The following is a 21,937-nucleotide window of genomic DNA, read 5'->3' on the forward strand; positions in this document are numbered from 1 at the left end:
CAAAACGCTCAGTCAAAAGCATCAACAATAGTATTGCTCAGACAGTATTTGCACAGGATCTTTGTGAGACCGTTGTGCATACGTTTGGTATGTGGGGGTTCCCCTGCCGAGACCGAGAGAAGCAGTTCTTTTGAGTGGTCCACACAAAGTCCTTTTCCACATAATATACAGACAGCTGCAGCTTCAGTGTCTTTGTCCTCTTCCATACAATCATAACATTTCATCATGGTATCCACCTCACTGGTTCCCTATTAGAGCATCATGGCATGGTGTGCACACTATCTTGAGCATTGGATCCATATCCTTCAGCTTGCAGGAATCTCCCATACAGCTTAGCTTGATGTCATATTCCCCATCCCACTTAGGGATCTTTTCACGCATTAGATGGTCCTTACAAACCCCTCTGCCACATACGATACAGATGCCTAAGACATCCGATTCTTTTCCGTTCTTTGCACATTCATAACATTTCATTCGATCACCCAATGTATTCTTTCGAAAAGGTGTTTGTCTGTAGATCGTTTCAACGGATATATGGGACAAGATCCCAAGATCATCAAATTGCACATGCTTCAAGCATCATCTTCGATCACTATTGCTATTGGGAATGTGCAGTGAGGAATATTTTAAAAGCCACCTGAAAAATGCATCAGATAACCCTGAATTCCCACTTTTATTGAATGATATCCCCGGGAAGTCCCCTTGAATTCCATAGATGAATCCATTACCACTCTTAAAAATAGGTTAGATGAATATTTATGCATATCGGTATTTCAAAAGTGACGGAAGAACAGTAGGATTAAAGAGTAGTGAAACATACAGGGAAAAAGAGAACATTACACATATATTAACAGACTAAACGAACCAGAAATATAAGCAGAGCATCGACAATGTTTTCCATTCGGGATAAACCAATAAGGTTTTAATATATGCACGTAATCCTGAATAACATTATTAAATTGGAGGATTTAAATGACATTCGGAATAGAATTCGTGCCAAATGATCCAGTGCTTAAGATCGCACATTACGCAAAGCTCGCAGAACAGCAGGGATTTGACAATGTGTGGATCACTGACCACTACAACAATCGTGACGTTTACTCAACACTGGCAGTTCTTGCCATGAACACAAACAGCATCAAGCTCGGTACCGGCGTTACAAACCCCTACACAAGGAACGCAGCTATCACAGCTTCAAGTATTGGTGCAATTAACGAGATATCCGGCGGACGTGCTATCTTAGGTCTTGGCCCTGGTGACAAGGCAACCTTCGATGCAATGGGAATTGAATGGGAAAAACCACTCACCACCACAAAGGAAAATATCTCTGCGCTTCGCTCATTCTTCGCAGGCGAGAAAGTAACAATGGACGGAGATATGGTCCAGTTCGGCGGTGCAAAGTTAGCATTCAAGACCGGTGACGTACCTATATACATGGGTGCACAGGGTCCAAAGATGCTCGAGCTCGCAGGAGAGGTCGCAGACGGTGTACTTATCAACGCATCACACCCAAAGGACTTTGAAGTAGCAGTAAAGCAGATCGCATCCGGTGCAAAGAAGGCAGGCAGAGATCCAAAGGAAGTTGATGTTGCAGCATACGCATGCTTCTCAATTGACAAGGATGCTGCAAAGGCAAGAAGCGCAGCAAAGATCGTTGTTGCATTCATCGTTGCAGGTTCACCTGACATGGTCCTTGAGCGCCACGACATTGATGTCGCTGCAAAGGCAGACATCGGCGGAGCTATCGCAAAGGGCGACTTCGGAGCACTCATGGGTGACATGGTCACAGACAACATGATGGAAGCATTCTCCATATCCGGTACACCAGACGACTGTAAAGCAAGGATCAATGAATTGCTTGACATCGGTGTTACTCAGATCGTTGCAGGTTCACCTATCGGACCTAACAAAGAAAAAGCGATCAAACTCATCGGAAAGGAGATCATCGGTGGGAACTGATGGTTAATCCTAAAATAATGGACGTCATAAACTTTGACGTCTGTACCGCTTGTGGGGCATGCGTTTCAGCATGTCCTGCCGGTGCAATAACAATGGGTGACAAGAGAGCTGAGGTCCGCGACCCCGACAGCCTCGAACTGTACACACATGGTGCTGCCCCTAATGTATGTGAGGGATGTCTTACATGCAGCAGGATCTGCCCGGTCGTTGACGGTTACTTCGAGGACGAGTTCGCTAACGTCAGAAGCTTCCTTGCCGCAAAGAGCAACATTGCCGGTCAGGACGGTGGTGTTACTTCCGCTATTGCACGATCACTCCTTAAACAGGGTGAGATCGACTGTGTTGTCGGTATCACCAGGAATGAAAAATGGGAAACCGAGCTTGAACTCTTCACAAATGCAGAAGATGTAGAAAAAGCAAAGGGTACCAAATACACATACGATTCAGTCCTTTCAATACTAAGAGATCCATTCAACGAGTATGAGAAGGTTGCTGTTATCGGAGTACCATGCCAGGCACACGGTGCAAGGCTCATTTCAGAGAACGTCAACGACAAGATAGTCCTTATCATAGGTCTGCTCTGCATGGAAAGCTTCTACCAGGAAGTCATGACAGATAAGATCATACCTGAGATAATGGGCGTCAAGGCCGAGGATGTTGTCAAGATGGACTTCGGCAAAGGTAAGTTCTGGGCATACACCAAAGATGGTGAAGAGCACAGCGTACCTATCGCAAAGGTTGCACCTCATGCAAGGAACCCATGCCACCACTGTAATGACTACACATCAGTCTTTGCAGACATAGCAGTAGGTTCAGTAGGCACCCCAGATGGCTGGAACTCTGTACTTATACGCACCGATGCAGGTGAAAAGTACTTTAAGATGGTCGAAAGTGAACTTGAGTTCATGGAAGATCCAAAGCCAGGAATGTTCCTTATTGAGAAACTGACGACAATGAAACATGACAACAACTCTGCGCACTACCTAGAAGTGTGTGAGAAATTCTCATTCGATGATGGCGGTTTCCGTTAACGTTGTTGAGCATGAATATGAAAAGGGCATTTTACATCGGGCGCTTCCAGCCATTCCACCTGGGCCATCACTCCGTGATAACCAGCATCGCCGAAGAGGTCGATGAACTTATAATTGGAATAGGAAGTGCCCAAACAAGCCATGAAGTGAATAACCCCTTCACTGCCGGTGAACGAGTTATGATGATCAGGCATGCCCTTGAAGACATTGACGTTCATTTTTATGCATTGCCCATAGACGACACACTACAAAATCCGATATGGGTCTCTTATGTGACGTCCAGAACGCCACCTTTTGATACGGTATACACCAATAATCCCCTTGTTATCGAGCTTTTTGAAGAGACAGGAGTTACAGTAAAGCAGCCTCCTATGTACCACAGGGAAGAGTATTCAGGTACAGAGATACGAAGACGTATGCTTGCAGGGGAAGAATGGAAACACCTTGTACCGAATGCTGTTGCTGATGTCATCGAAGAGATCAACGGCGTAAGGCGTTTAAAGCGCGTTGCAGGCACGGACTGAGCCTTAATATTCTAAAATGAAAAATGATGGTGAAAAACACCATCAAATAATTGCATTCCTGAATCTGTTTTGAAAGATTTTATCCTACACCCTTAAACAACGAGGGAAGCTTCTTCGATCCAAAGACCAACATTATCCTGGTAACGTGTTATCCTTCCAATGTAAGTGATCTCCTGGCCTTTTATGATCTGTGAAACAGCCTCATTCTGATCCTGCCTGAAAGTTACACCTGCATCAGAAAGGGAATCAGGGCAGTGCTGAACCTGAACTGTATATGAATTACCATTATTAGTTATAGCAAATACTGTGCCCGTCCACTGAACAAAATTACCTTTGTACTCTTCATCGATCAGAGTTGCGATCTCATCATGAGTAACTTCAGGATCACAATAGATACTACCCAGATCATCGAATGATGTACTTATCACATCTACACCAAGGTCTTCTGCAACTTCAGATACCTTTTCAGGATCACTTGAATCAGAACATCCGGATACCACCAGCACTGCCATCAATAACAGAACAATTCCTATTTTTATGAATTTCATAATATACACCCTTCATGAAGATATAATTAAAATAGATATGTAGTAAGTATATTTACATTTAACCAATAGTAGATGTGGAATTTATGAAGATCATATGAAAATGAAATGGTGATAACTAATAATTTATGATGTTGTCTTGAACGAAAAGAAGATGAAGATTAACAGAACAGAACAGAATATTACGGCGCTACACCCGATAAGAAAATAGAGTGAGATTTCAGAATATCTCCCCACTCCAGTCAAAGGAACCCGGCATATACTTTTGGTAAACCTCGGAATCATCACCTGACAGAACAGCTGATATAATTTCCTCCACATCAGACACCACATCTTCTGCCACCCTTCCAGTGGTATCGAGCTCATATACTTTCTGACACCATTCCACAGCCTCAACCAGTATAACGTCCAGACATTCAGCCTCCACATTCTCTTCTATCTTGGCATCAGAATAATCGCGCAGTTTGAGCCGCTCCCTAAGATCAGAAGGAGCAGTACGCAGAACTATGACCACATCAGCAATGTGATGGGCCATATGACTATCGATAACGTTCACACCTTCATCATCACCGGCCAGCTCACAGACACGGGAAAATACACGATCCATATCCGCAACCAGTGTATCCCTAGCCTCATCCACCTCAGAATAAAGACATTCCTCTTTGATCAGGTCGGTCAGGTAAAGCACATTATAGCCATGCTCCTGAAGAAGCCTGCTAACAGAAGTTTTGCCGGTACCCGGCGTTCCGGTCAGTCCAATTATCATATTCGAAAAGATAACACCAAGGGACATTAACCCTTCGTTCGCATACCTGCTATCTTCAGGAAATTACCTACCAGTTTCAACCCTTCAGGAGTTAGTATGGATTCCGGATGGAACTGTACCCCATAGACAGGATAGGACTTGTGCTTGATGCCCATTATGAGACCATCGTCATTCTCTGCTATCACTTTGACATCTTTCGCCAGCTCATGGATTGAAAGGGAATGATACCTCCCTGCTGCGAATGTTCCAGGAAGACCTTCGAACAGCTCAGACCCATCGTGCGAGATCATCGAGGCCTTACCGTGAACCGGTCCATCAGGAGAATGACCGATAGTACCCCCATAAACAGTATTTATAGACTGGTGGCCAAGACACACACCAAGTATGGGTATCTTAACACCAAACTCACGGATGACATCAAGACAACTTCCAATATCACGCGCATTGCCAGGATTACCCGGACCCGGGGAGATCACTATTGCATCAGGATCGATGTCTCGAACCTCCTCAACAGAGATGGTGTTGGGCACTACAACTGTATCGGATTCATACATGGACACATAGTCCACAAGATTCCATACGAAAGAATCCCTATTGTTAATGAAAAGCACTTTCATCTTTTGACCCCCATGGCAGTCAGCATAGCAGCCATCTTACGCTCAGTTTCCTCATACTCGTATGTCGGATCGGAATCCGCCACAATTCCCGCACCCGCCTGCACATAAGCAGTGTCACCATTAATGACAACGGTCCTTATCACGATAGCCGTATCTACATCACCATTCCACGAATAATAACCGACTCCGCCACCATAGACACCACGTGCAGACATTTCGAACTCATCGATAATTTCCATTGCCCTTATCTTAGGTGCACCTGAAAGCGTACCTGCCGGAAAGATAGCACGTGTCGCATCGAACTGGTCACACTCTGGCCTTAACTCGCCGCAAACAGTACTTTCGATATGCTGCACATGGGAATACTTCACGACACTCATCAGGTCCTTTACTTTTACCGACCCGGACTGAGAGACCATACGAACATCGTTCCTGCCAAGGTCCACAAGCATGACATGTTCTGCACGCTCTTTCTCATCCGCCATCATACGAGCAGCATATTTCGCATCCTCAGCCTCATCATTCCCGCGAGGGCATGTCCCTGCAATAGGATTGGTAATGACATTCTTCTTATGTACGGTCATAAGTGTCTCAGGACTTGCACCCACGATACTAAGATCATCGAAACTGAAAAGGTACATATACGGACTTGGATTTATTTCCCTCAGAGTACGATAAAGTTCAAGAGGAGACTGTTGCAGCCTGACAGAATATCTTCTGGACAGGACCACCTGGAAAATATCACCATCAATGATATGCTGCTTTGCAGCCATCACAGCTTTCTCGAACACATCCTTGTCCATATTACATACTGGTTCGCCTGCATCGCTTAAGGCTGGTAAGACGTCCTGATCGATGTCCCCTGCACGACAAAGACATTTATGCATCCTCTCGGCATCATGCAAAGCACCATCATATATTGCACCAGCATCACAACCGGCATCCACGAACGGAGTCATTACAATGTACGTCTCCTCAGTGACATGATCGAACACGAATGTCTTCGTTGTAAGAATGAACTGCATATCAGGAATACCGGAATTATGACTCCTTTTAGCGTCTAACCAGCAGTCGTATACAATGTCATAACCATTGTAACCAATAGCCCCACCAAGGAAAGTCTGTCTGTCAAACCTTTCACCGTTAAGCAAGACAGTCCCATTCGCAGTAGGGAACACGGTCCTTAATGCATCAAGCACATCATGACCGTCCCGTATGACCGCTTTTAATACATCACCAGTATCTTCAACAATGTCACATTCAGAAGCTATATTCTGTCGTACATTACTAATTAAGGGTGAATCTTTTGAGCATTCCAATACGAGAGTGCGACCGCTTATCTTCACAACACCATCAGGATAAGCACCTACAAATGAAAAGCGAGCATGACGTTTTTCCTTTTCCACAGACTCCAGCAGGTAGGAGTATCTGTCCTTTTGTAAGGTAGTATAAAGCTGAAGTGGAGAGCAGTCTGACCTCACTTTAGCCATAAGCTGAACAATAGCAGGTTTTCCTGCATCATATACAATATCAGTAAAATCCTCTTTTGTAAGATCGAACGAAATCATCTAACACACCTCACAGCATTCACAAAAGCAACGACCTTATCAGCATCTTTGAGTCCATCCGTTTCTACCCCCGAAGCAGTATCCACTGCAAACGGCATGACCTCTTCCACACAGGCTTTGACATTATCAGGATTCAGACCGCCTGCCAATATGACAGGAACATCCACAAGATCAACTACACGCTTACTTACGGAAAGGTCATGCAACTGACCGGTGCCTCCCACTTTGCCTGACACATATGAATCCAGCAGGACCCCATCAATAAGGTTTTCTGAAGTGAACATATTTATATTATTTCTCAGATCGTCAGCAGACACATCCTCTTGAACATGGAAAGTGCGAATTATACTGATATCAGTATTATCCCTTAAAGTCCTCATTTCATCAGTATCGAGTTGACTGTGAACCTGAACGACATCCGGTTTAGCAGTCCTGATCATATCGATAGCTTCCTGCGCTGAACCTGGCATTATCACCAGCACCGAATCCACAAAAAAAGGTACACGAGCTATAAGCTCCCTTGCCTTTTGGAGATCTATCTTGCGAGGGGTGTCCACGGGTACATCGGTTATAAAACCAACCGCATCCACCCCGGAACGTACTGCGAGATCTACGTCATCAGCAGACTTCATTCCGCAGACTTTGACCCGTGTTGAATGCCTCATTATCCACCTTATTACCAGATGTGAATTCTACTAATTCTTTAAGTTTCTTCAATGCCTTCTTGCTATCAATAGCAGCTTCTGCCAAAGGAACAGCCTCTTTTATCGAATTTGCCAGTCCTGCAACGTATATTGCTGCAGCGGCATTGACAACGACTATATCGCGTTTTGCACCCTTTTCCCCGTTGAGGATATACAGGAGGTCCCTGGCATTTTCTTCAGGAGTGCCACCCACAATATCAGTGGCTTTTGCCCTTGCCACCCCCAGTTCTTCAGGAGTGATCGTATAGTTCGAGATGATACCATCTTTAAGTTCAGCAACAAATGTTTCAGAAAGGGTTGAGATCTCATCCATGCCATCCCCGTGGAAGACCAATACATGTTCCTTCCCGAGTTTTTTGAGGACCTCGGCCATAAGATTGCAAAGACCTTTGTCAAAGACCCCGATAACCTGTGCCTTTGCACCGGTTGGATTTGTCAGAGGACCGAGAATATTGAACATTGTCCTTACAGCAAGCTCTTTTCTTGGACCTACCACCCTCTTCATTGCAGGATGGAATTTGGGAGCCAGCATGAAGCCGATACCAATATCCTCAATTGACCTTTTCACATTATCAGGATCCAGATCGATCTTAACACCCAGTTCTTTGAGAACATCTGCACTACCAGACAATGATGTGAACGAATGATTACCGTGCTTTGCAACGGTCACACCTGCAGCCGCAGCAACAATTGCAGCAGCGGTGGAGATATTAATAGTATTGTGCCTGTCCCCTCCCGTGCCACAGGTATCAACGAGTATACCATCGACCTGAGGACGGATCATGTTTGCAACTTTAAGCATCCCTTTTGCAAACCCTGCCACCTCATCAGGAGTTTCACCTTTCATTTTCATACCCATCACAAATGCACCGACCTGTGCATCCGTAGCACTTTCGAGTATCTGTCCCATGGCAGCTTCAGATTCCACCATTGAAAGATCATGACCATCAATTAATTGTTGTAGATAATATTTCATGTAATCACCTTTTGCATTTGTGTACAAGTATGTACATTAATGTATAATTGTGTGGCTTCTATATAAAGGTTTCTGGAATTAACAAAAAAGTCAGAAAACAAACACAGTATATAATATATTAGGAATTGAATAATATGAAGATATATATACAAATATACCAATCCGTTTGATAGTAAAAAATGTGAATTCCACAGGAGATCATCGACTGAAACCCAATGAGAATACTAAAGGTATGAATGTGTCAGAGGTTCAGAAGGACATTGCAATAGCTTTTGCTTTGGCAAAGGATACTGAAGAAGCGATGTGGCATCTTGTCAACCATATTAGTACAATCGAAGGAATAGATTCTGCCAAAGCATATCTGTTCGATAAAGATGCAAATGAGTTTTACTTGACATCAGACTCCGGGAAAGGAAAGGACGTTATCGAAAAAGAGTTCATTAACAGTAAAGATGCTATTTTTGAAAGTATTCAAAGAGGAGACAGAATATACATCAAGGACAGCGATCTTAAAAAGCAATTACCGACATATACAAACCTCGAAAAAGGAGGGGAGATTGCAGTCGTTCCCGTTAAACAAAATGGAAATGTAATTGCCGTATTGCACTTATCAAAGTATGGCCCTGAAAAAATAAGCGACGATACAAAAGATGTAATAGAGACAATCGTATCAAATCTTGGCGAGCTGATAGCGCGAGTACAGGAGATAGAAGATCTCCAAAAAAGAGAGATATTTTCAAAGCAAGTGATATCAAGCCTCCCACTTGGCATGATCACCGTTAAGAAAAATGGAGAAATTTCCTCAGCAAATCCATTTCTATTAAATATTCTGGGATCACCTTCAGAAGAAGCAACCCGGAAATTCAATATCCTCGAACACCCGCCACTTATAGAAAATGGCATCTCAGACCTTATGCGTAAATGCATGGAATCCGGAGAGATCATTGTTTCCGAAAACCCTTATAGATCCGCATGGGGAAAAGAACTGTACATGCACATCAGAGTTGTTCCCATAATAGATGAAAATGGGATCGTGACACATTGTCATGCACTTGTAGAAGATATTACTGAAAAGAAGAAAATAAAACAGGATCTTAAAGAAAGGGATGATCGACTCCAGAGCATATTTCGAGCAGCTCCGACAGGAATAGGAATGACCATAGACAGGGTAATTAAAGAGGTGAATGAAAAAATTTGCAAAATTACCGGTTACACAAAGGAAGAACTGATAGGTTCCAAAGCAGAGATGTTATACATCAGTGATGAAGACTACAAATATGTAGGCACTGAGAAATATGACCAGATGCGGAAATATGGAAGTGGAACAGTCGAAACAAAATGGAGAAGGAAGGATGGAAGTGTCTTAGACATCCTTTTGAGTTCTTCACCCATTGACCCAAATGATCATACAAAAGGAATTACATTTACTGCACTTGATATTACTGGCCGAAAGAGGATGGAGAATGCTCTTAAAGAGAGTAATGAACGTTTCAGGACTATTGTGGAACAGGCAACAGAAGAAATATTTGCATATGACATTGAAGGAAAGATCATTCTTGTGAACGCTCTTGCATCAAAGAATACCGGTTACACGAAGGAAGAGCTTCTTGCCATGAACATAGCTGATATTTGTGTTTTAAAACAACATGGGAACATTGGAAAGATCATAGAATACAAGGATGCTGTTTTTGAGACCAAACATAGAAAAAAGGATGGAACTTCATATCCTGTTGAAGTAAGGATAACACCGATCTCATTTGCAGGAAAACAGATAATTCTTGAACTGTCACATGATATTTCAAAGAGTGAGCGTGCAAGAGAAGCTATGCTCACAGCCAAGCTTGCAGCAGAAGCAGCAAATCGTACAAAGAGCGAATTTTTGGCTAATATGAGCCATGAACTAAGGACTCCACTAAATTCAGTTATCGGTTTTTCAGAAGTGCTGATGAGACAAACGTCCGGCAGTATGAACCCTGTGCAAAGGAAATATGCAAATCATATACACAAAAATGGAAAAAATCTGTTAGCCATTATCAATAATATCCTCACCTTGTCAAAGATCGAAACTGGGGAAATGGACATTCATTATACGACCTTTGCAACAAAAAAGATTCTCGAAGAAATTGAATTAATGACAAGAGGACTATCCAAAAAGAAATACATTGATGTTATCATCAAAACAAGTTCAGGTACACATATAGAGTCCGATCTTAGAAAATTCAATACTATATTATATAACCTTCTGAACAATGCCATCAAGTTCACTCCCGAAAATGGCAGGATCATTATTGAAGAAAGTGTTGTCGATGATAAATTACAGATTTCATTGACCGATACAGGAATAGGCATTGCTGAAGAGGACATTAAAAACCTTTTCAAGCCTTTTGGACAACTTGATTCATCAAGCACAAGGAAGTTTGGAGGAACAGGCATCGGCCTTATTCTTGTGAAGAAATACCTTGATATGCTGGACGGGACGATCCTGGTGGAAAGTGAACTGGGACAAGGATCAAAGTTCACATTCACATTACCAATAAAACCTGAAATTTCCCATGAAAAATAAAGAAAGAAAATAAAGAATTAAAGGAAAGAATGACCGTATCAGACCTTTTCAGGCTCTAATCCGATCATTTCATATATCTTATTCATGTCAAGATTTTCACGAGCAACGTCTGCAAGTTCATCATAGGGATCCTTATCAGGAATATCCTCTTCCTTGAACTCAAGACCCTTCTTTTCGAGAAGATAACTGATAAGAGCACGCCTTATATTGACATTATCAAAGAGTCCATGCAGATATGTGCCTATAACAAGGCCACTGTCGTCTGCACAACCATCATCGCCAAACACCGGTGTTTTCGATGAGGAAAGACCCATGTGTATCTCATATCCTCTTACATCCTCACCTTTGATACTGTCAAAGATAGGACCACTTTCCTTAACGGTCTTGGTTACCTGAACAGTGCGCTTTTCATATGCATCGAAAACGGTCTCAATGTCCAAAAGTCCAAGCCCATCTAAACGAGCAGATTCACCACCTTCGATACCTGAATCAACGATGGATTTGCCCAACATCTGGTAGCCACCACAGATACCAAGTATGGGTATCTTACCGTAAAAGGACTTTATCCTGTCAGCCATTCCACTTTCCACGAGGTCATTCAGATCACTGGTCGTGTTCTTAGTGCCCGGGATGATGATAGCATCGGGATTGCCAAGGTCATCGGAAAGGTCTACATACCTCACCTTTGCCATGTGCTCAAGGGGTTCAAAGTCCGTGAAATTCGATATCCTTGTCAACCTTATTACTGCGATGTCAACATCATAGTTTTCACCATCATCTGCAGACTTATCACCTATGGAGACGGAATCTTCAGAAGGTATGCGAAGTTTGAAGTAAGGCATTACGCCAAGGACCGGGATCCCTGTGAGCTCTTCGAGTTCAGTCAATCCGGACTCAAGTATAGCTGGATCGCCCCTGAACTTGTTTATTATCAGACCACGTACATTCTTGCGAACATCCTCCGGCAATAGCTGTATCGTTCCATAGAGACTTGCAAAAACACCACCGCGTTCAATATCACCCACAAGGATGATAGGAGCATCGGTTATCCTTGCAGTCCCTATATTGACGATGTCACGCTCATAAAGGTTGATCTCGGCAGCACCGCCTGCCCCTTCCATCACTATGAGATCATATTCATCCTCAAGTCTTTTAAGAGCACCCTTTAATACGTCGTGGGTCTCTTCTATGGAATCATAATAAGCACCCGCACTCTTATCAGCATAGGGTTCACCCAGAAGTATGACCTGTGAGACACGATCCCCTTTCGGTTTGAGAAGAACAGGATTCATGTCCGCTGTGGGTTCAACTCCAGCAGCCTTTGCCTGGATCGCCTGTGCGATACCGATCTCTTTACCATCTACCGTTATCCATGAGTTGAGGCTCATGTTCTGTGCTTTAAAGGGTGCCACCTTGTGGTCAGCAGAGAATATGCGACATAGGGCTGTCACTATTGCACTTTTGCCAACATGTGAGGCTGTACCCAATACTAACAGATGTTTTTTATTAACGTTATTTGCAATCATTCACAACAACCTTTTATGTGACAACGTTTATTATGCTATATCTAATTAACTCCAATTTACTTTAGTTAGGTGAAAAATGTCAGAACTATTGCACATAAGCGGAGGGCCTACAAAGCCAGAGGTCATTGCGATCTCATTATCAAAACTTGACCTGAAAGATGGAATCACGTTCTATGATGTTGGTTGTGGAACAGGTGCTGTATCCATCGAGGCTTCAAAGACTGCACGCAATTTCAAAGTAGTTGCGATCGATGCAAGAGAAGAAGCTATTGAGGTTGCAAGGACGAATTTCAGGAATTTCGGCATTGAAGACGTCACACTGATACATGGCGAATCTTCTGAAGCCATAGACAAGAACGCTGATATTGGGTCTATTGACTGTGCATTTGTTGGCGGCACCAAGAACATATCCAAAGTATTGGATGTGCTCTATGAGAAAAAGGCAAGAAATATTGTTGTCAATGCTGTAAGGATCGAAACTGTTGTCACTACAATGAACAAGATGAAAGAGCTTGGCATTTTTTCCGAGGTTGTTCATGTGACCATTACCAGAGGATACGAACTTACTGGAGAGACCATGTTCAAGCCCGAAAATCCTGTATATATAGTAGTAGGAAAACTTTCTAACGCTTAATAAGGTTTACATTAGATACGTTCGATTAAATTTATGGAGATAGAAATATGTTGATAGGAGTAGGACTTGGACCAGGTGACCCGGAGCTTCTTACACTTAAAGCGGTTAATATTCTCAAGAACAGCGATAAGGTGTATGTGCCAGGGAACATGGCTGCTAAACTTGTAGAGCCATATGCGACCCCGGAGATATTGGATTTCCCAATGTTAAGGGATTATGATGTGCTGAACGAAGTGTGGAAGAAGAATGCAGACCTTATTGCAGACGAAGCAAGGAACGGTACTGTGGTGTTCGGCCTTATTGGAGACCCAAATTTCTTTTCTACGTTCACACATTTAAAGCGTGTCATGAACAAACATTATCCTGACGTAGAGACCTCTACAGTCCCAGGGATCAGCTCGATCACATCCTTTGCCGCAAGGGCAGATGCTGAAGTTGATACTTCGTTCGAGGTCAGCGATGGTTCTGAAACAAAGCACAAGATCAGGCTTAAAGCAAACCGTCCAAGGCAATTGATCGAGGAGTTCAGCAAGGAAGGATACACAGATTTCATCTTTGCAGAGAGGCTCTTCTCCGACAAAGAGGTCATCATCAAGAACCGCGAAGATATCCCTGAAAAAGGAAACTATTTCAGCATTGTTTATGCTAAGAAGGATTAAAACAGGTGTTTTCAATGACAGATAAAGTTGTTACTTTTGTGGGTGCCGGACCTGGCAACCCAAAACTTATCACATTACTCGGCAAGGAAAAGCTGGAAGAGGCAGACCTTGTGGTATATGCAGGTTCACTTGTGAACCCTGTTGTAGTGGACTACTGCAAGGGAGAAAAGGTTGACAGCTATGGTCTTACCCTTGAAGACATATCCAAGAGGATAGCAGATGCCCTGGAGGAAGGAAAGAAAGTTGTTCGCCTCCATAGCGGAGACCCATCCCTTTACGGTAATGTCGTTGAACAGATGGAAGAGCTGAAGAAATATGGTGTTACAGTGGAACGTGTTCCGGGAGTTTCTTCCGTGTTCGCAACTGCTGCAGCGCTCAATACACAGCTTACCCTCAATGGTGTTTCTGACACACTTATCATTACACGCCCTGCAGGAAAGACCCTTGAAGAAGATAAACTCAAGGAACTCTCAAGGCACAACGCAACAATGGCGGTCTTCCTTGGCACCCAGAAGATAGAGGAGATCATGGAAAAGGTAGAGTATTCAGATGATACCCCGGTGGCCGTTGTTTTCCACGCATCATGGCCTGACCAGAAGATCATTTACGGAACTGTTTCCGATATCGCACAGAAGGTCAAGGACGAAGGTATCATACGCTCTGCCATGATCCTCATCGGCGGTGTGGTAGACCCAATCGACTACAGGAGGTCACACCTATACGGAGTGGCGCAAGAACCGCTGTAATCACATTTGAACGTAACCTCGGTGTGGCAAACAAACTTGCAGACCACATCGAGGCAGATGTGATAATTTACAAGAAGGACATCTTCAAAGAGATATTTGAAGATTATAAGGCAATAGTAGCTGTATTCGCAACAGGTATCGTTGTGCGGGAGATAGCACCACTCATAGTGGATAAGTGGGAAGATCCTGCCATAGTGGTAGTCGATTCTAACCTGAACTTTGCAATCCCACTGCTCGGAGGACACCACGGTGCCAATGAGCTTGTGAGAAAGATATCCGAGATAGGAGTGATACCTGTCATCACCACAGCCACTGAAGTACACAACCGCAATTCGGTAGAAGGTATTGCGGCAAAGCTCGGATATGACATAGTCAACAAGGAATCCACAAGGGATGTGAATTGTGCCCTGCTCGATCAGGATGTGGAAGTCCTGGAGATAAGGGGACCAAAGATCATTATTGTGGATAATGATGTTTCTGTTCTGAAAAAAGAAAAGGCGGAGCATTAATGTACTTAGGCATAGGCGCCCGCAGAGGAGTGTCGTCCGAAGAGGTCATCAATGCAGTAAATTGCGCATTGAAAGAAGTGGAAAGGGACAAGAGCGACATAGAGATGTTCGCTTCATCCACACTTAAGGAAAACGAGACCGGACTGATAGAAGCCATCAAAGAAATGGGATTTGAGATCAAGTTCCTGCCTGATGATGTTCTGAACGGTTTTGATGTACCTTCGGATTCACAGGCGAGCCGCTTTGGGCTCAAAGGTGTTGCCGAACCGGCAGCGTTAGCATTATCTGATAATAAGAGATTGATAATGAAAAAGAAAGTATATGGAAGGATCACAATTGCAATCGCAGAATAAAAATGAAAATGGGAAATTATTCATCATCGGTATCGGACCAGGCTCTGTAGAACAACTTACCGTCCGTGCCAGAGATGTTATACTGAACTCCGATTATATTGTCGGTAACGGCACCTATCTTGACCAGATGGCAGAACTTCTGGACAAACAGGAGATAATCCGCAGTGCAATGGGAAAGGAAGTAGACCGTGCTAAGAAAGCAGTAGAGCTTGCAAAAGAGAACAAGGTAGTTTCCATGATAAGTGGCGGCGATGCTAATGTCTATGGCATGGCAGGTCTCGTAATGGAAGTTGCTGAGCATGCTGATCTGGAAGTTGATGTAGAGGTCCTTCCGGGAGTCACAGCGATCACAGCCGGAGCAAGTGTGCTTGGCGCACCTATTGTAAATGACTTTGCCGTCATCAGTCTTAGTGATCTGCTGACACCATGGGAAGTTATCGAGAAACGCTTGAATGCAGCAGCAGCAGCTGATTTCGTGATCTCGCTCTACAACCCAAAGAGCAGGCAAAGGCATTCCAATTTCTCAAGGGCTATTGACATCATCAAGCAGCACAAGGACGGAACTGTACCTGTAGGACTTGTCAAGAACGCACTTCGCGGAGAAAGTCAGGACTACATCGTTACAACTCTTGAAGAAGTGCTTGACCACAACGACTGGGTCGACATGAGCACAATGATAATCGTCTGTAATGCTGATTCACGCATCTGGAAGAGCAAGAACGGCGAAAAGATAATCACACCCAGGGGGTATCAGAGGAAATATGACTACTGAAACTAGCAGTAAGAAGGACATACCTGAACTTGAAGATCTTGTAGAGATGACGGTCAAGATCGACCCGGAGCTCATTGAAGGATGTTCAGATTCAGGCGCTCGCACCGATGAAGCAAAGACCATCTACATGACCAGTCGCCGCATTGCCCATGACCTGATCGTGAAAGGTGAAAAAGAAACACCTGAAGAACGTGTCACCCAGCGTTGTGTGATCTCCACTGGCGACCCGAGTGTTGCTGATATCATGCAATATACCGATGATGCAATAGAAGCTGGTGTTAAAGCCATCAAGAACGGGGCTCCGATCTTTGTAGATATCAATATGGTCAAAGCCGGAGTTACGAAGAAAGGGCATGATTGCGAAGTGATCTGCGTACTTGATGAGGACCAGAACGCAGAAGTCGCTAAAAAGTATGGCATTACAAGAACCGCTGCTGGATTCCTTTTAGCAAGGGACAGGATCGAAGGTTCTATTGTGGCTATCGGAAATGCACCATCTGCAGCACTTGCAGTGTGCAGGATGATCGAACACGGCATCAAACCGGCACTTATAGTCGGAACCCCTGTTGGTTTCGTCAACGCCGCAGAATCCAAGGAAGAGATCCGTAAAATGGATGTCCCATCCATCACATGTGTTGGTACACGCGGCGGAACACCCATGGCTGTAGCTTGTGTTAATGAACTTGTGGCCATTGCAAAGGAAAGAGATGAGTGCAAGTGCTGTTGTGAGTGTGAGTAAACCTACTCACATCCCTTATTAATTTTAAAATTTATTATTGGTCAATTAACACATTGGCCTTTCAATTTTTAATTTTCTATTTTTAGCAGTACATGAGTGGATCAGACCCATAAAGATTCATAGCCTGATGAGCACATTATTGTAAAGCATCCACATACCGACCAGTATCAGGATGACTCCAACCGCTTTTTTAAGATACATATCATACTTTGCGATCGTGCTGAGCTTTGACGAGGAAATGTTCGCAGAGTAAGCAATTATAAGCATTGGGATACCAAGACCCAGTGAATACACGAACAGCAGGAAGGCACCGTAGAGGAGATCGCCTTCGATGGCTACCAGGGATAAGATCGAAGCCAGTATTGGACCTACACAAGGGATCCATATTATACCTAAGGAGATACCAAGGAGCAGACCACCCATTAAGCCGTTCTCTTTGAACTGTTTCCCCGATAAATTACCAATGAAATTGAAGGTCCCAAGATCGAAGAGCAAGATCATGCCCATCAATATGACAATGATGCCTGCAAATCCAGTAAGGTAGATGAGATATTGCTGAAAAAGCAAACCAAAGGCAGATGTTATTATCCCCATGAATACGAATGATAAGGATAGACCAAATACTATCGCAAGAGGTCTTAATTTGCCTTTTGAAGTAGAATAAGCAAAGATGACAGGAAGTAGAGGGAGAACGCAGGGAGATAATATGCTGATAACTCCTGCGATGAATGCTGCCAATGGTGTAGCTCCCCCAATATCCATAAAGATCATTCCTGATAAGTAAAAGATAAATACATGTGAAATACTTTCGCTTATTCGGTCATATTTCCATGGTACTCGATCGCATGATCTAGTATCGGTTCAAGAACAGATATATCGACATAACCTATTACCCTTGCTTTGTTACGGGAAGTATCGGTCACACCATCACGCCTCATAAATATATAATTTCCATCTTCGATGCCTGCTATCACAGTTGTATCAGGTATGGAATAAACACTGAACTGTCCAGCAAGACCAGGCGTGATCTCTGAATCAATGTACATTACAGTCGCTCTGCCTTCATAGTCCCTTGCAAGCTCATCAAGAACAGGGTCAAGTTGAGTGCATGGAGGACACCATTCAGCACCTATCTTTAAAAGCACAGGTCCGTTTACCAGTGCATCATCTATTTGTTGCCGTTCTGTCACAAGAATAGCATCGCGTTCATTGGAATCATATTCCGCATCAATAGGAGTAACATCTGAAACACATCCTGCAAGAAGAATTGACAAGGCGAATAAAGCAATGACGAGAATCTTTAATTTCATAGATATCACCACCAGGATCAATTATTTTAATTATTTTAAGTACTTTTCAATGAATATAGTAGTTATGAACACTTTTTTGATTTAAAGGTTATGCAGAGTTAACACACGTGCGTCCAAAACCGAGGGTATAAAAAAAGAGCAAATCTGCCCTTAAAGATCATTCATTAAGTACTTTCCATTTGAGCAATACGCCCTCTTCCATGATCTCCGAACTTATCAATTCCAGAGGCAAGAGCTCACCTTCAAGGAAGCCATCCCCATCAACGAGTGTTGGAGAGCTATTACCACCTATGAAGATATTACCTACAAAGGAAAAGACCTCATCCACAAGACCATTGGAAATCAAACCCCAATTAAGAGTTGCACCGCCCTCGACCATCAATCTCCGGATGCCCATTGAGCTTAGCTGAGCCATGAGCAGGACAAGATCGACAGTTTCATCACCTGCAGTGATAATTGTTGCTTTTTCTGAAAGGGCATCCACCTTTTCTTTCGGAGCAGAGCTTGAGACGGCAACAATGCGCATACCAGTTCCCTTTTTAAAAATGTCCGCATCCAGGGGTGTCCGGGCATTACTGTCCACGATTATACGTATAGGGTCTTCATCAAGTCCTGCACTTTTGCGAGCATCACGCCGGAACTGAGATTTTACAGTCAGGCTGGGATCGTCTGCAAGGACCGTACCTACACCCACCATTATCGCATCTGATGATGAACGAAGCTCATCCATTCGATCAAAGTCGATATCTCCGGAGATGCGTATCTGTTTTCTCTCTTTGGTCGATATTTTACCATCAGCAGACATTGCAGAATTTATGAATGTAAATGGTCTGTTCATGTGAATTAAATCCAGCTAATAAATTAAAAAAGTATCGAAAGGAGAAAACCTCCTTTCACAATACCTAGATCAGGCATTAATTATGGCTTTTAAAAGATAGCGATCCCTCAAAAGACCTATGAATTTCTGGTTTGCATTGACCACTGGAACCTGGTCGATCCTATTCCTTTTCATCTTAAGTGCACATTCGCTGACACCCATACTGCTTGATGCCGCAATGAGGTCTTTGACCATGACTTCTTTAACAGGTACTGAAGGAACCTTTATCCTTGAGACACTGTAATAGATGCTCATTGTGTCCCTCATACTCTCCCATGTCCATTCATCATCATCTGCACCTGCAGACATATTGGACACTTCCACAGAGTCTTCAATGACACTGGCACTTATGATATCACGGTCAGTGATAAGGCCTACGATATCGAGATTGGTATCGATCACAGGAACTGCTTTTACATGTGCCAGCTCCATATTCCTTGCTACAACGGGAAGTGGAGTCTCATACCAGACAGGACCTACCCCGGAATTGAGGTAATCGCTTATAGGAGTGGTGATATTCAAGTCTACAAGACTACCCACTACATCAGCAACGGTTATAAGACCCACAAGCTTATCACCTTCTACGACAGGCAATCTTCTGATGCCGTTATTCAAAAGAAGACGTGCTGCTACAGTGATATCCTCTTCAGGTCCTATTGAGATAGGATCACGTACCATTAACAGGGCTAATTGCTCCTCTGTAGGTTTCTTTAAAAGATTGGAACGACTTACAATTCCGACCAATTTGTTATCTTTGATAACTGGAAGTCCTGAGACTTTCTTGTCTTTCAGAATGGAAAGAACCTCATCTCTTGATCCGGGAAGGGAGACGCATGCAACGTCCTTCACCATAATGTCTCTGACCAGTGTTTCCTTAGGCATGTTCAATTAACCTCAATCAATTCATTCGCTTATTTCACCGCGTACAACGAGTACGGGCACTTTAGAATTACGAGTGACCTTTTCAGCAACACTTCCGAGAAGGAACCTGTCAAGTCCACTTTTACCGAGTGTACCGATCACTATCATATCGATGTCATTTCCTTCTGCAAATTCGATGATCTCATTGCTTGGATGACCTTCCAGAACAGCGGACTCTATTTCCAGTCCCTGAGCTGCAGCCAACTCTACAACCTGATCAGATGCATCTTTGCCTTCAGTTTCCAGAAGTTCATACATCATTTCCCATCCGGCATCCATTGGAATGGAAGCAAACGCAGCTGTGTCCACAACATATACCACATACAACTTTGCCCCACTCAATTTTGCAAATTCAATACCATAGGATATTGCTTTTTTGTTCTGTTCAGAACCATCGGTTGCTACCATTATTTTCTTATACAGTTCGCTAGTCATGTTACCCTCACCATCATTAGTTTGTATAGATTATGGATAAAATATCGTCTGGTCTACCCCTTCTGACCATTCCGCTTATCGGATCGCTTATACCAACCAGATTGTTGGAATTGCCATTCAATATCATAAGATCGGCTTTGTTACCTTTCTTAATGGAACCTGTATTTTCAAGTCCCAGAATTGATGCTCCATTTAGCGTACACATCTTAAATACTTGTCTATCATCAAGACCGAAAACCTTGGATAGGAACTCCATTTCAGAGAACATATTGACAGAATTGAGCATTACATTATCAGTTCCAACGCCTACAGTCACTCCTGCGTCAAGCATATCGCAGATCGGGGCCATACCAACATCGGTTATGAAGTTGGAACGTGGGCAGACAACTACAGGAATATTTGCGTCAGATATTGTCTGCAGATCTGAACGCATTGCTTTTGTCATGTGTATCAGGAAATCCGGATCCAGTGAGATCGCTTTGTCGATATCAGTGTTGTCTTTTTCCCCTGCATGGATCGCAAACAACTTATTGCAATCTTTTGCTTTTTGTTTGGAGCTGCGAAGAAGGTCCATTTCAAGATCATTAGTACCACTCATACCAAGACCATCAGCTTGTTGCAGTACCCTGCCGAGCTCAGAGATAATTTCTTCAAGTGGTCGGTCGGTGCATTTTGGCCTTCCGAGAATTATATGGTCTATATCCTGATCGGAAACAGCTTCTTTTAGTGCAAGGGCTCCGAGAACACCGCCTTCCCTGAAATCTGCAAATGCGGAAGTACCCGTCACCAGCATATCCTTTATGGTAGTTCTCATAGAACTGACCAGATCGGAGTAAGGGGTATTTTCAAGTATCCTATGTTTTAGACCGTCCGGCGGTCGTACAAGAGCATCGAGGTCCTTAGATACTTTGAAGTTCTCACATATTCCAAGAACAGGGTCCTTGCATATGGAGTCACCTATATGAGTATGGGAATTGACAAAACTTGGAGCTATGATGTTATTGCTTTTAGTGGGTTCTTCGCCGATTTCGGTTATTATACCATCATCTATGCAAACATACCCATCTATCGCTTCAAACTCATCCCCACATATTATGGTGCCATAAATGACCTGTTCACAAGACATTGCAAAGAGTAAATATATACATTAAAGTAGATATAAGCTACGATTGAAGTTCCATATCAGAGCTTCCGGAAAGTGCG

At 43.4% G+C, this 21,937-nt stretch carries 26 protein-coding genes; 11 read left to right on the forward strand and 15 right to left on the reverse strand.

The features are described from left to right. Positions 1 to 8: 8 nt before the first annotated feature. Positions 9 to 227 (reverse strand): DUF2180 family protein, encoded by a 219-nt coding sequence (locus tag AC20MK_RS09120; protein WP_487355519.1) that lies wholly within the window; start codon positions 225 to 227, stop codon positions 9 to 11. Positions 228 to 237: 10 nt separating this feature from the next. After that, a complete protein-coding gene (locus AC20MK_RS09125; RefSeq protein WP_487355520.1) occupies positions 238 to 474 on the reverse strand; it encodes a DUF2180 family protein in 237 nt (78 codons plus the stop codon). A gap of 498 nt (positions 475 to 972) precedes the next feature. Here AC20MK_RS09125 and mer point away from each other — a divergent pair, with 498 nt between their 5' ends. The 3 genes from mer to AC20MK_RS09140 are packed head-to-tail and all read left to right on the forward strand — an operon-like array spanning position 973 to position 3,514. Then, positions 973 to 1,959, forward strand: coding sequence for a 5,10-methylenetetrahydromethanopterin reductase (gene mer, locus AC20MK_RS09130; protein WP_487355521.1), 987 nt, complete (start codon positions 973 to 975; stop codon positions 1,957 to 1,959). Next, on the forward strand, positions 1,959 to 2,990 hold the full coding sequence (fpoF, locus tag AC20MK_RS09135; RefSeq protein ID WP_487355522.1) for a F420H2 dehydrogenase subunit FpoF: 1,032 nt from the start codon (positions 1,959 to 1,961) through the stop codon (positions 2,988 to 2,990). Before mer ends, fpoF begins: the two co-directional genes overlap by 1 nt. 11 nt (positions 2,991 to 3,001) lie before the next feature. Next, on the forward strand, positions 3,002 to 3,514 hold the full coding sequence (locus AC20MK_RS09140; RefSeq protein WP_487355523.1) for a nicotinamide-nucleotide adenylyltransferase: 513 nt from the start codon (positions 3,002 to 3,004) through the stop codon (positions 3,512 to 3,514). Positions 3,515 to 3,606: 92 nt separating this feature from the next. On the opposite strand, the gene AC20MK_RS09145 is transcribed toward AC20MK_RS09140, so the two are convergent. The 6 genes from AC20MK_RS09145 to trpD form a co-directional block, all read right to left on the reverse strand. Beyond that, positions 3,607 to 4,062 carry an OB-fold protein gene (locus tag AC20MK_RS09145; RefSeq protein WP_487355524.1) on the reverse strand — a complete coding sequence of 152 codons (456 nt, stop codon included), beginning with the start codon at positions 4,060 to 4,062 and terminating at the stop codon, positions 3,607 to 3,609. A 217-nt stretch (positions 4,063 to 4,279) separates the two neighbouring features. Then, on the reverse strand, positions 4,280 to 4,825 hold the full coding sequence (locus tag AC20MK_RS09150; RefSeq protein ID WP_487355525.1) for an adenylate kinase family protein: 546 nt from the start codon (positions 4,823 to 4,825) through the stop codon (positions 4,280 to 4,282). 26 nt (positions 4,826 to 4,851) lie between these two features. Next, complete coding sequence (locus AC20MK_RS09155; protein ID WP_487355526.1) at positions 4,852 to 5,442, reverse strand: anthranilate synthase component II; 591 nt, start codon at positions 5,440 to 5,442, stop codon at positions 4,852 to 4,854. Then, on the reverse strand, positions 5,439 to 7,010 hold the full coding sequence (trpE, locus tag AC20MK_RS09160; protein ID WP_487355527.1) for an anthranilate synthase component I: 1,572 nt from the start codon (positions 7,008 to 7,010) through the stop codon (positions 5,439 to 5,441). The genes AC20MK_RS09155 and trpE overlap by 4 nt, the downstream gene beginning before the upstream one ends. Next, positions 7,007 to 7,675 (reverse strand): phosphoribosylanthranilate isomerase, encoded by a 669-nt coding sequence (locus AC20MK_RS09165; protein ID WP_487355528.1) that lies wholly within the window; start codon positions 7,673 to 7,675, stop codon positions 7,007 to 7,009. Before AC20MK_RS09165 ends, trpE begins: the two co-directional genes overlap by 4 nt. After that, the gene (gene trpD, locus AC20MK_RS09170; RefSeq protein ID WP_487355529.1) at positions 7,629 to 8,690 is read right to left on the reverse strand and encodes an anthranilate phosphoribosyltransferase; all 1,062 of its coding nucleotides are present in this window, start codon (positions 8,688 to 8,690) and stop codon (positions 7,629 to 7,631) included. The genes AC20MK_RS09165 and trpD overlap by 47 nt, the downstream gene beginning before the upstream one ends. Before the next feature lie 166 nt (positions 8,691 to 8,856). On the opposite strand from trpD, the gene AC20MK_RS09175 reads away from it, so the two are divergent. Next, positions 8,857 to 11,253 carry a PAS domain S-box protein gene (locus AC20MK_RS09175; protein WP_487355530.1) on the forward strand — a complete coding sequence of 799 codons (2,397 nt, stop codon included), beginning with the start codon at positions 8,857 to 8,859 and terminating at the stop codon, positions 11,251 to 11,253. A gap of 38 nt (positions 11,254 to 11,291) precedes the next feature. Here the strand turns inward: AC20MK_RS09175 and AC20MK_RS09180 are convergent, their stop codons facing one another. Beyond that, positions 11,292 to 12,779: a cobyric acid synthase gene (locus AC20MK_RS09180; protein WP_487355531.1), complete on the reverse strand. Its 1,488-nt coding sequence runs from the start codon at positions 12,777 to 12,779 to the stop codon at positions 11,292 to 11,294. Positions 12,780 to 12,855: 76 nt separating this feature from the next. Between AC20MK_RS09180 and cbiT the strand changes: the two genes are divergently transcribed. The 7 genes from cbiT to AC20MK_RS09215 are packed head-to-tail and all read left to right on the forward strand — an operon-like array spanning position 12,856 to position 17,191. Beyond that, positions 12,856 to 13,413, forward strand: a complete 558-nt coding sequence (gene cbiT, locus AC20MK_RS09185) for a precorrin-6Y C5,15-methyltransferase (decarboxylating) subunit CbiT (protein WP_250868969.1) — start codon at positions 12,856 to 12,858, stop codon at positions 13,411 to 13,413. A 47-nt stretch (positions 13,414 to 13,460) separates the two neighbouring features. Next, positions 13,461 to 14,072, forward strand: a complete 612-nt coding sequence (locus AC20MK_RS09190) for a cobalt-factor II C(20)-methyltransferase (RefSeq protein WP_487355532.1) — start codon at positions 13,461 to 13,463, stop codon at positions 14,070 to 14,072. A gap of 14 nt (positions 14,073 to 14,086) precedes the next feature. Continuing rightward, a complete protein-coding gene (cobM, locus tag AC20MK_RS09195) occupies positions 14,087 to 14,818 on the forward strand; it encodes a precorrin-4 C(11)-methyltransferase (protein WP_309740098.1) in 732 nt (243 codons plus the stop codon). Between the two features lie 23 nt (positions 14,819 to 14,841). Continuing rightward, positions 14,842 to 15,327, forward strand: a complete 486-nt coding sequence (locus AC20MK_RS09200) for a cobalamin biosynthesis protein CbiG (protein WP_487355533.1) — start codon at positions 14,842 to 14,844, stop codon at positions 15,325 to 15,327. Continuing rightward, complete coding sequence (locus AC20MK_RS09205) at positions 15,327 to 15,680, forward strand: cobalamin biosynthesis protein (protein ID WP_487355534.1); 354 nt, start codon at positions 15,327 to 15,329, stop codon at positions 15,678 to 15,680. The genes AC20MK_RS09200 and AC20MK_RS09205 overlap by 1 nt, the downstream gene beginning before the upstream one ends. Further along, entirely contained in the window at positions 15,649 to 16,452 is an 804-nt protein-coding gene (gene cobJ, locus AC20MK_RS09210; RefSeq protein WP_487355535.1) for a precorrin-3B C(17)-methyltransferase, read from the forward strand. Before AC20MK_RS09205 ends, cobJ begins: the two co-directional genes overlap by 32 nt. Beyond that, the gene (locus AC20MK_RS09215) at positions 16,442 to 17,191 is read left to right on the forward strand and encodes a precorrin-8X methylmutase (RefSeq protein ID WP_487355536.1); all 750 of its coding nucleotides are present in this window, start codon (positions 16,442 to 16,444) and stop codon (positions 17,189 to 17,191) included. Before cobJ ends, AC20MK_RS09215 begins: the two co-directional genes overlap by 11 nt. A gap of 117 nt (positions 17,192 to 17,308) precedes the next feature. Here AC20MK_RS09215 and AC20MK_RS09220 read toward each other — a convergent pair whose 3' ends face one another. The 6 genes from AC20MK_RS09220 to AC20MK_RS09245 form a co-directional block, all read right to left on the reverse strand. After that, positions 17,309 to 17,953 (reverse strand): cytochrome c biogenesis CcdA family protein, encoded by a 645-nt coding sequence (locus tag AC20MK_RS09220; protein ID WP_487355537.1) that lies wholly within the window; start codon positions 17,951 to 17,953, stop codon positions 17,309 to 17,311. Positions 17,954 to 18,003: 50 nt separating this feature from the next. Continuing rightward, on the reverse strand, positions 18,004 to 18,501 hold the full coding sequence (locus tag AC20MK_RS09225) for a thioredoxin family protein (RefSeq protein ID WP_487355538.1): 498 nt from the start codon (positions 18,499 to 18,501) through the stop codon (positions 18,004 to 18,006). Positions 18,502 to 18,658: 157 nt separating this feature from the next. Then, positions 18,659 to 19,339, reverse strand: a complete 681-nt coding sequence (locus tag AC20MK_RS09230) for a 2,5-diamino-6-(ribosylamino)-4(3H)-pyrimidinone 5'-phosphate reductase (protein ID WP_487355539.1) — start codon at positions 19,337 to 19,339, stop codon at positions 18,659 to 18,661. A gap of 69 nt (positions 19,340 to 19,408) precedes the next feature. Continuing rightward, complete coding sequence (locus AC20MK_RS09235; RefSeq protein ID WP_487355540.1) at positions 19,409 to 20,260, reverse strand: CBS domain-containing protein; 852 nt, start codon at positions 20,258 to 20,260, stop codon at positions 19,409 to 19,411. A 21-nt stretch (positions 20,261 to 20,281) separates the two neighbouring features. After that, positions 20,282 to 20,734, reverse strand: a complete 453-nt coding sequence (locus tag AC20MK_RS09240; protein WP_487355541.1) for a universal stress protein — start codon at positions 20,732 to 20,734, stop codon at positions 20,282 to 20,284. Between the two features lie 16 nt (positions 20,735 to 20,750). Next, complete coding sequence (locus AC20MK_RS09245) at positions 20,751 to 21,860, reverse strand: amidohydrolase family protein (RefSeq protein WP_487355542.1); 1,110 nt, start codon at positions 21,858 to 21,860, stop codon at positions 20,751 to 20,753. Positions 21,861 to 21,937 lie beyond the last annotated feature (77 nt).

This window comes from Methanococcoides sp. DA23, from assembly GCF_057593895.1.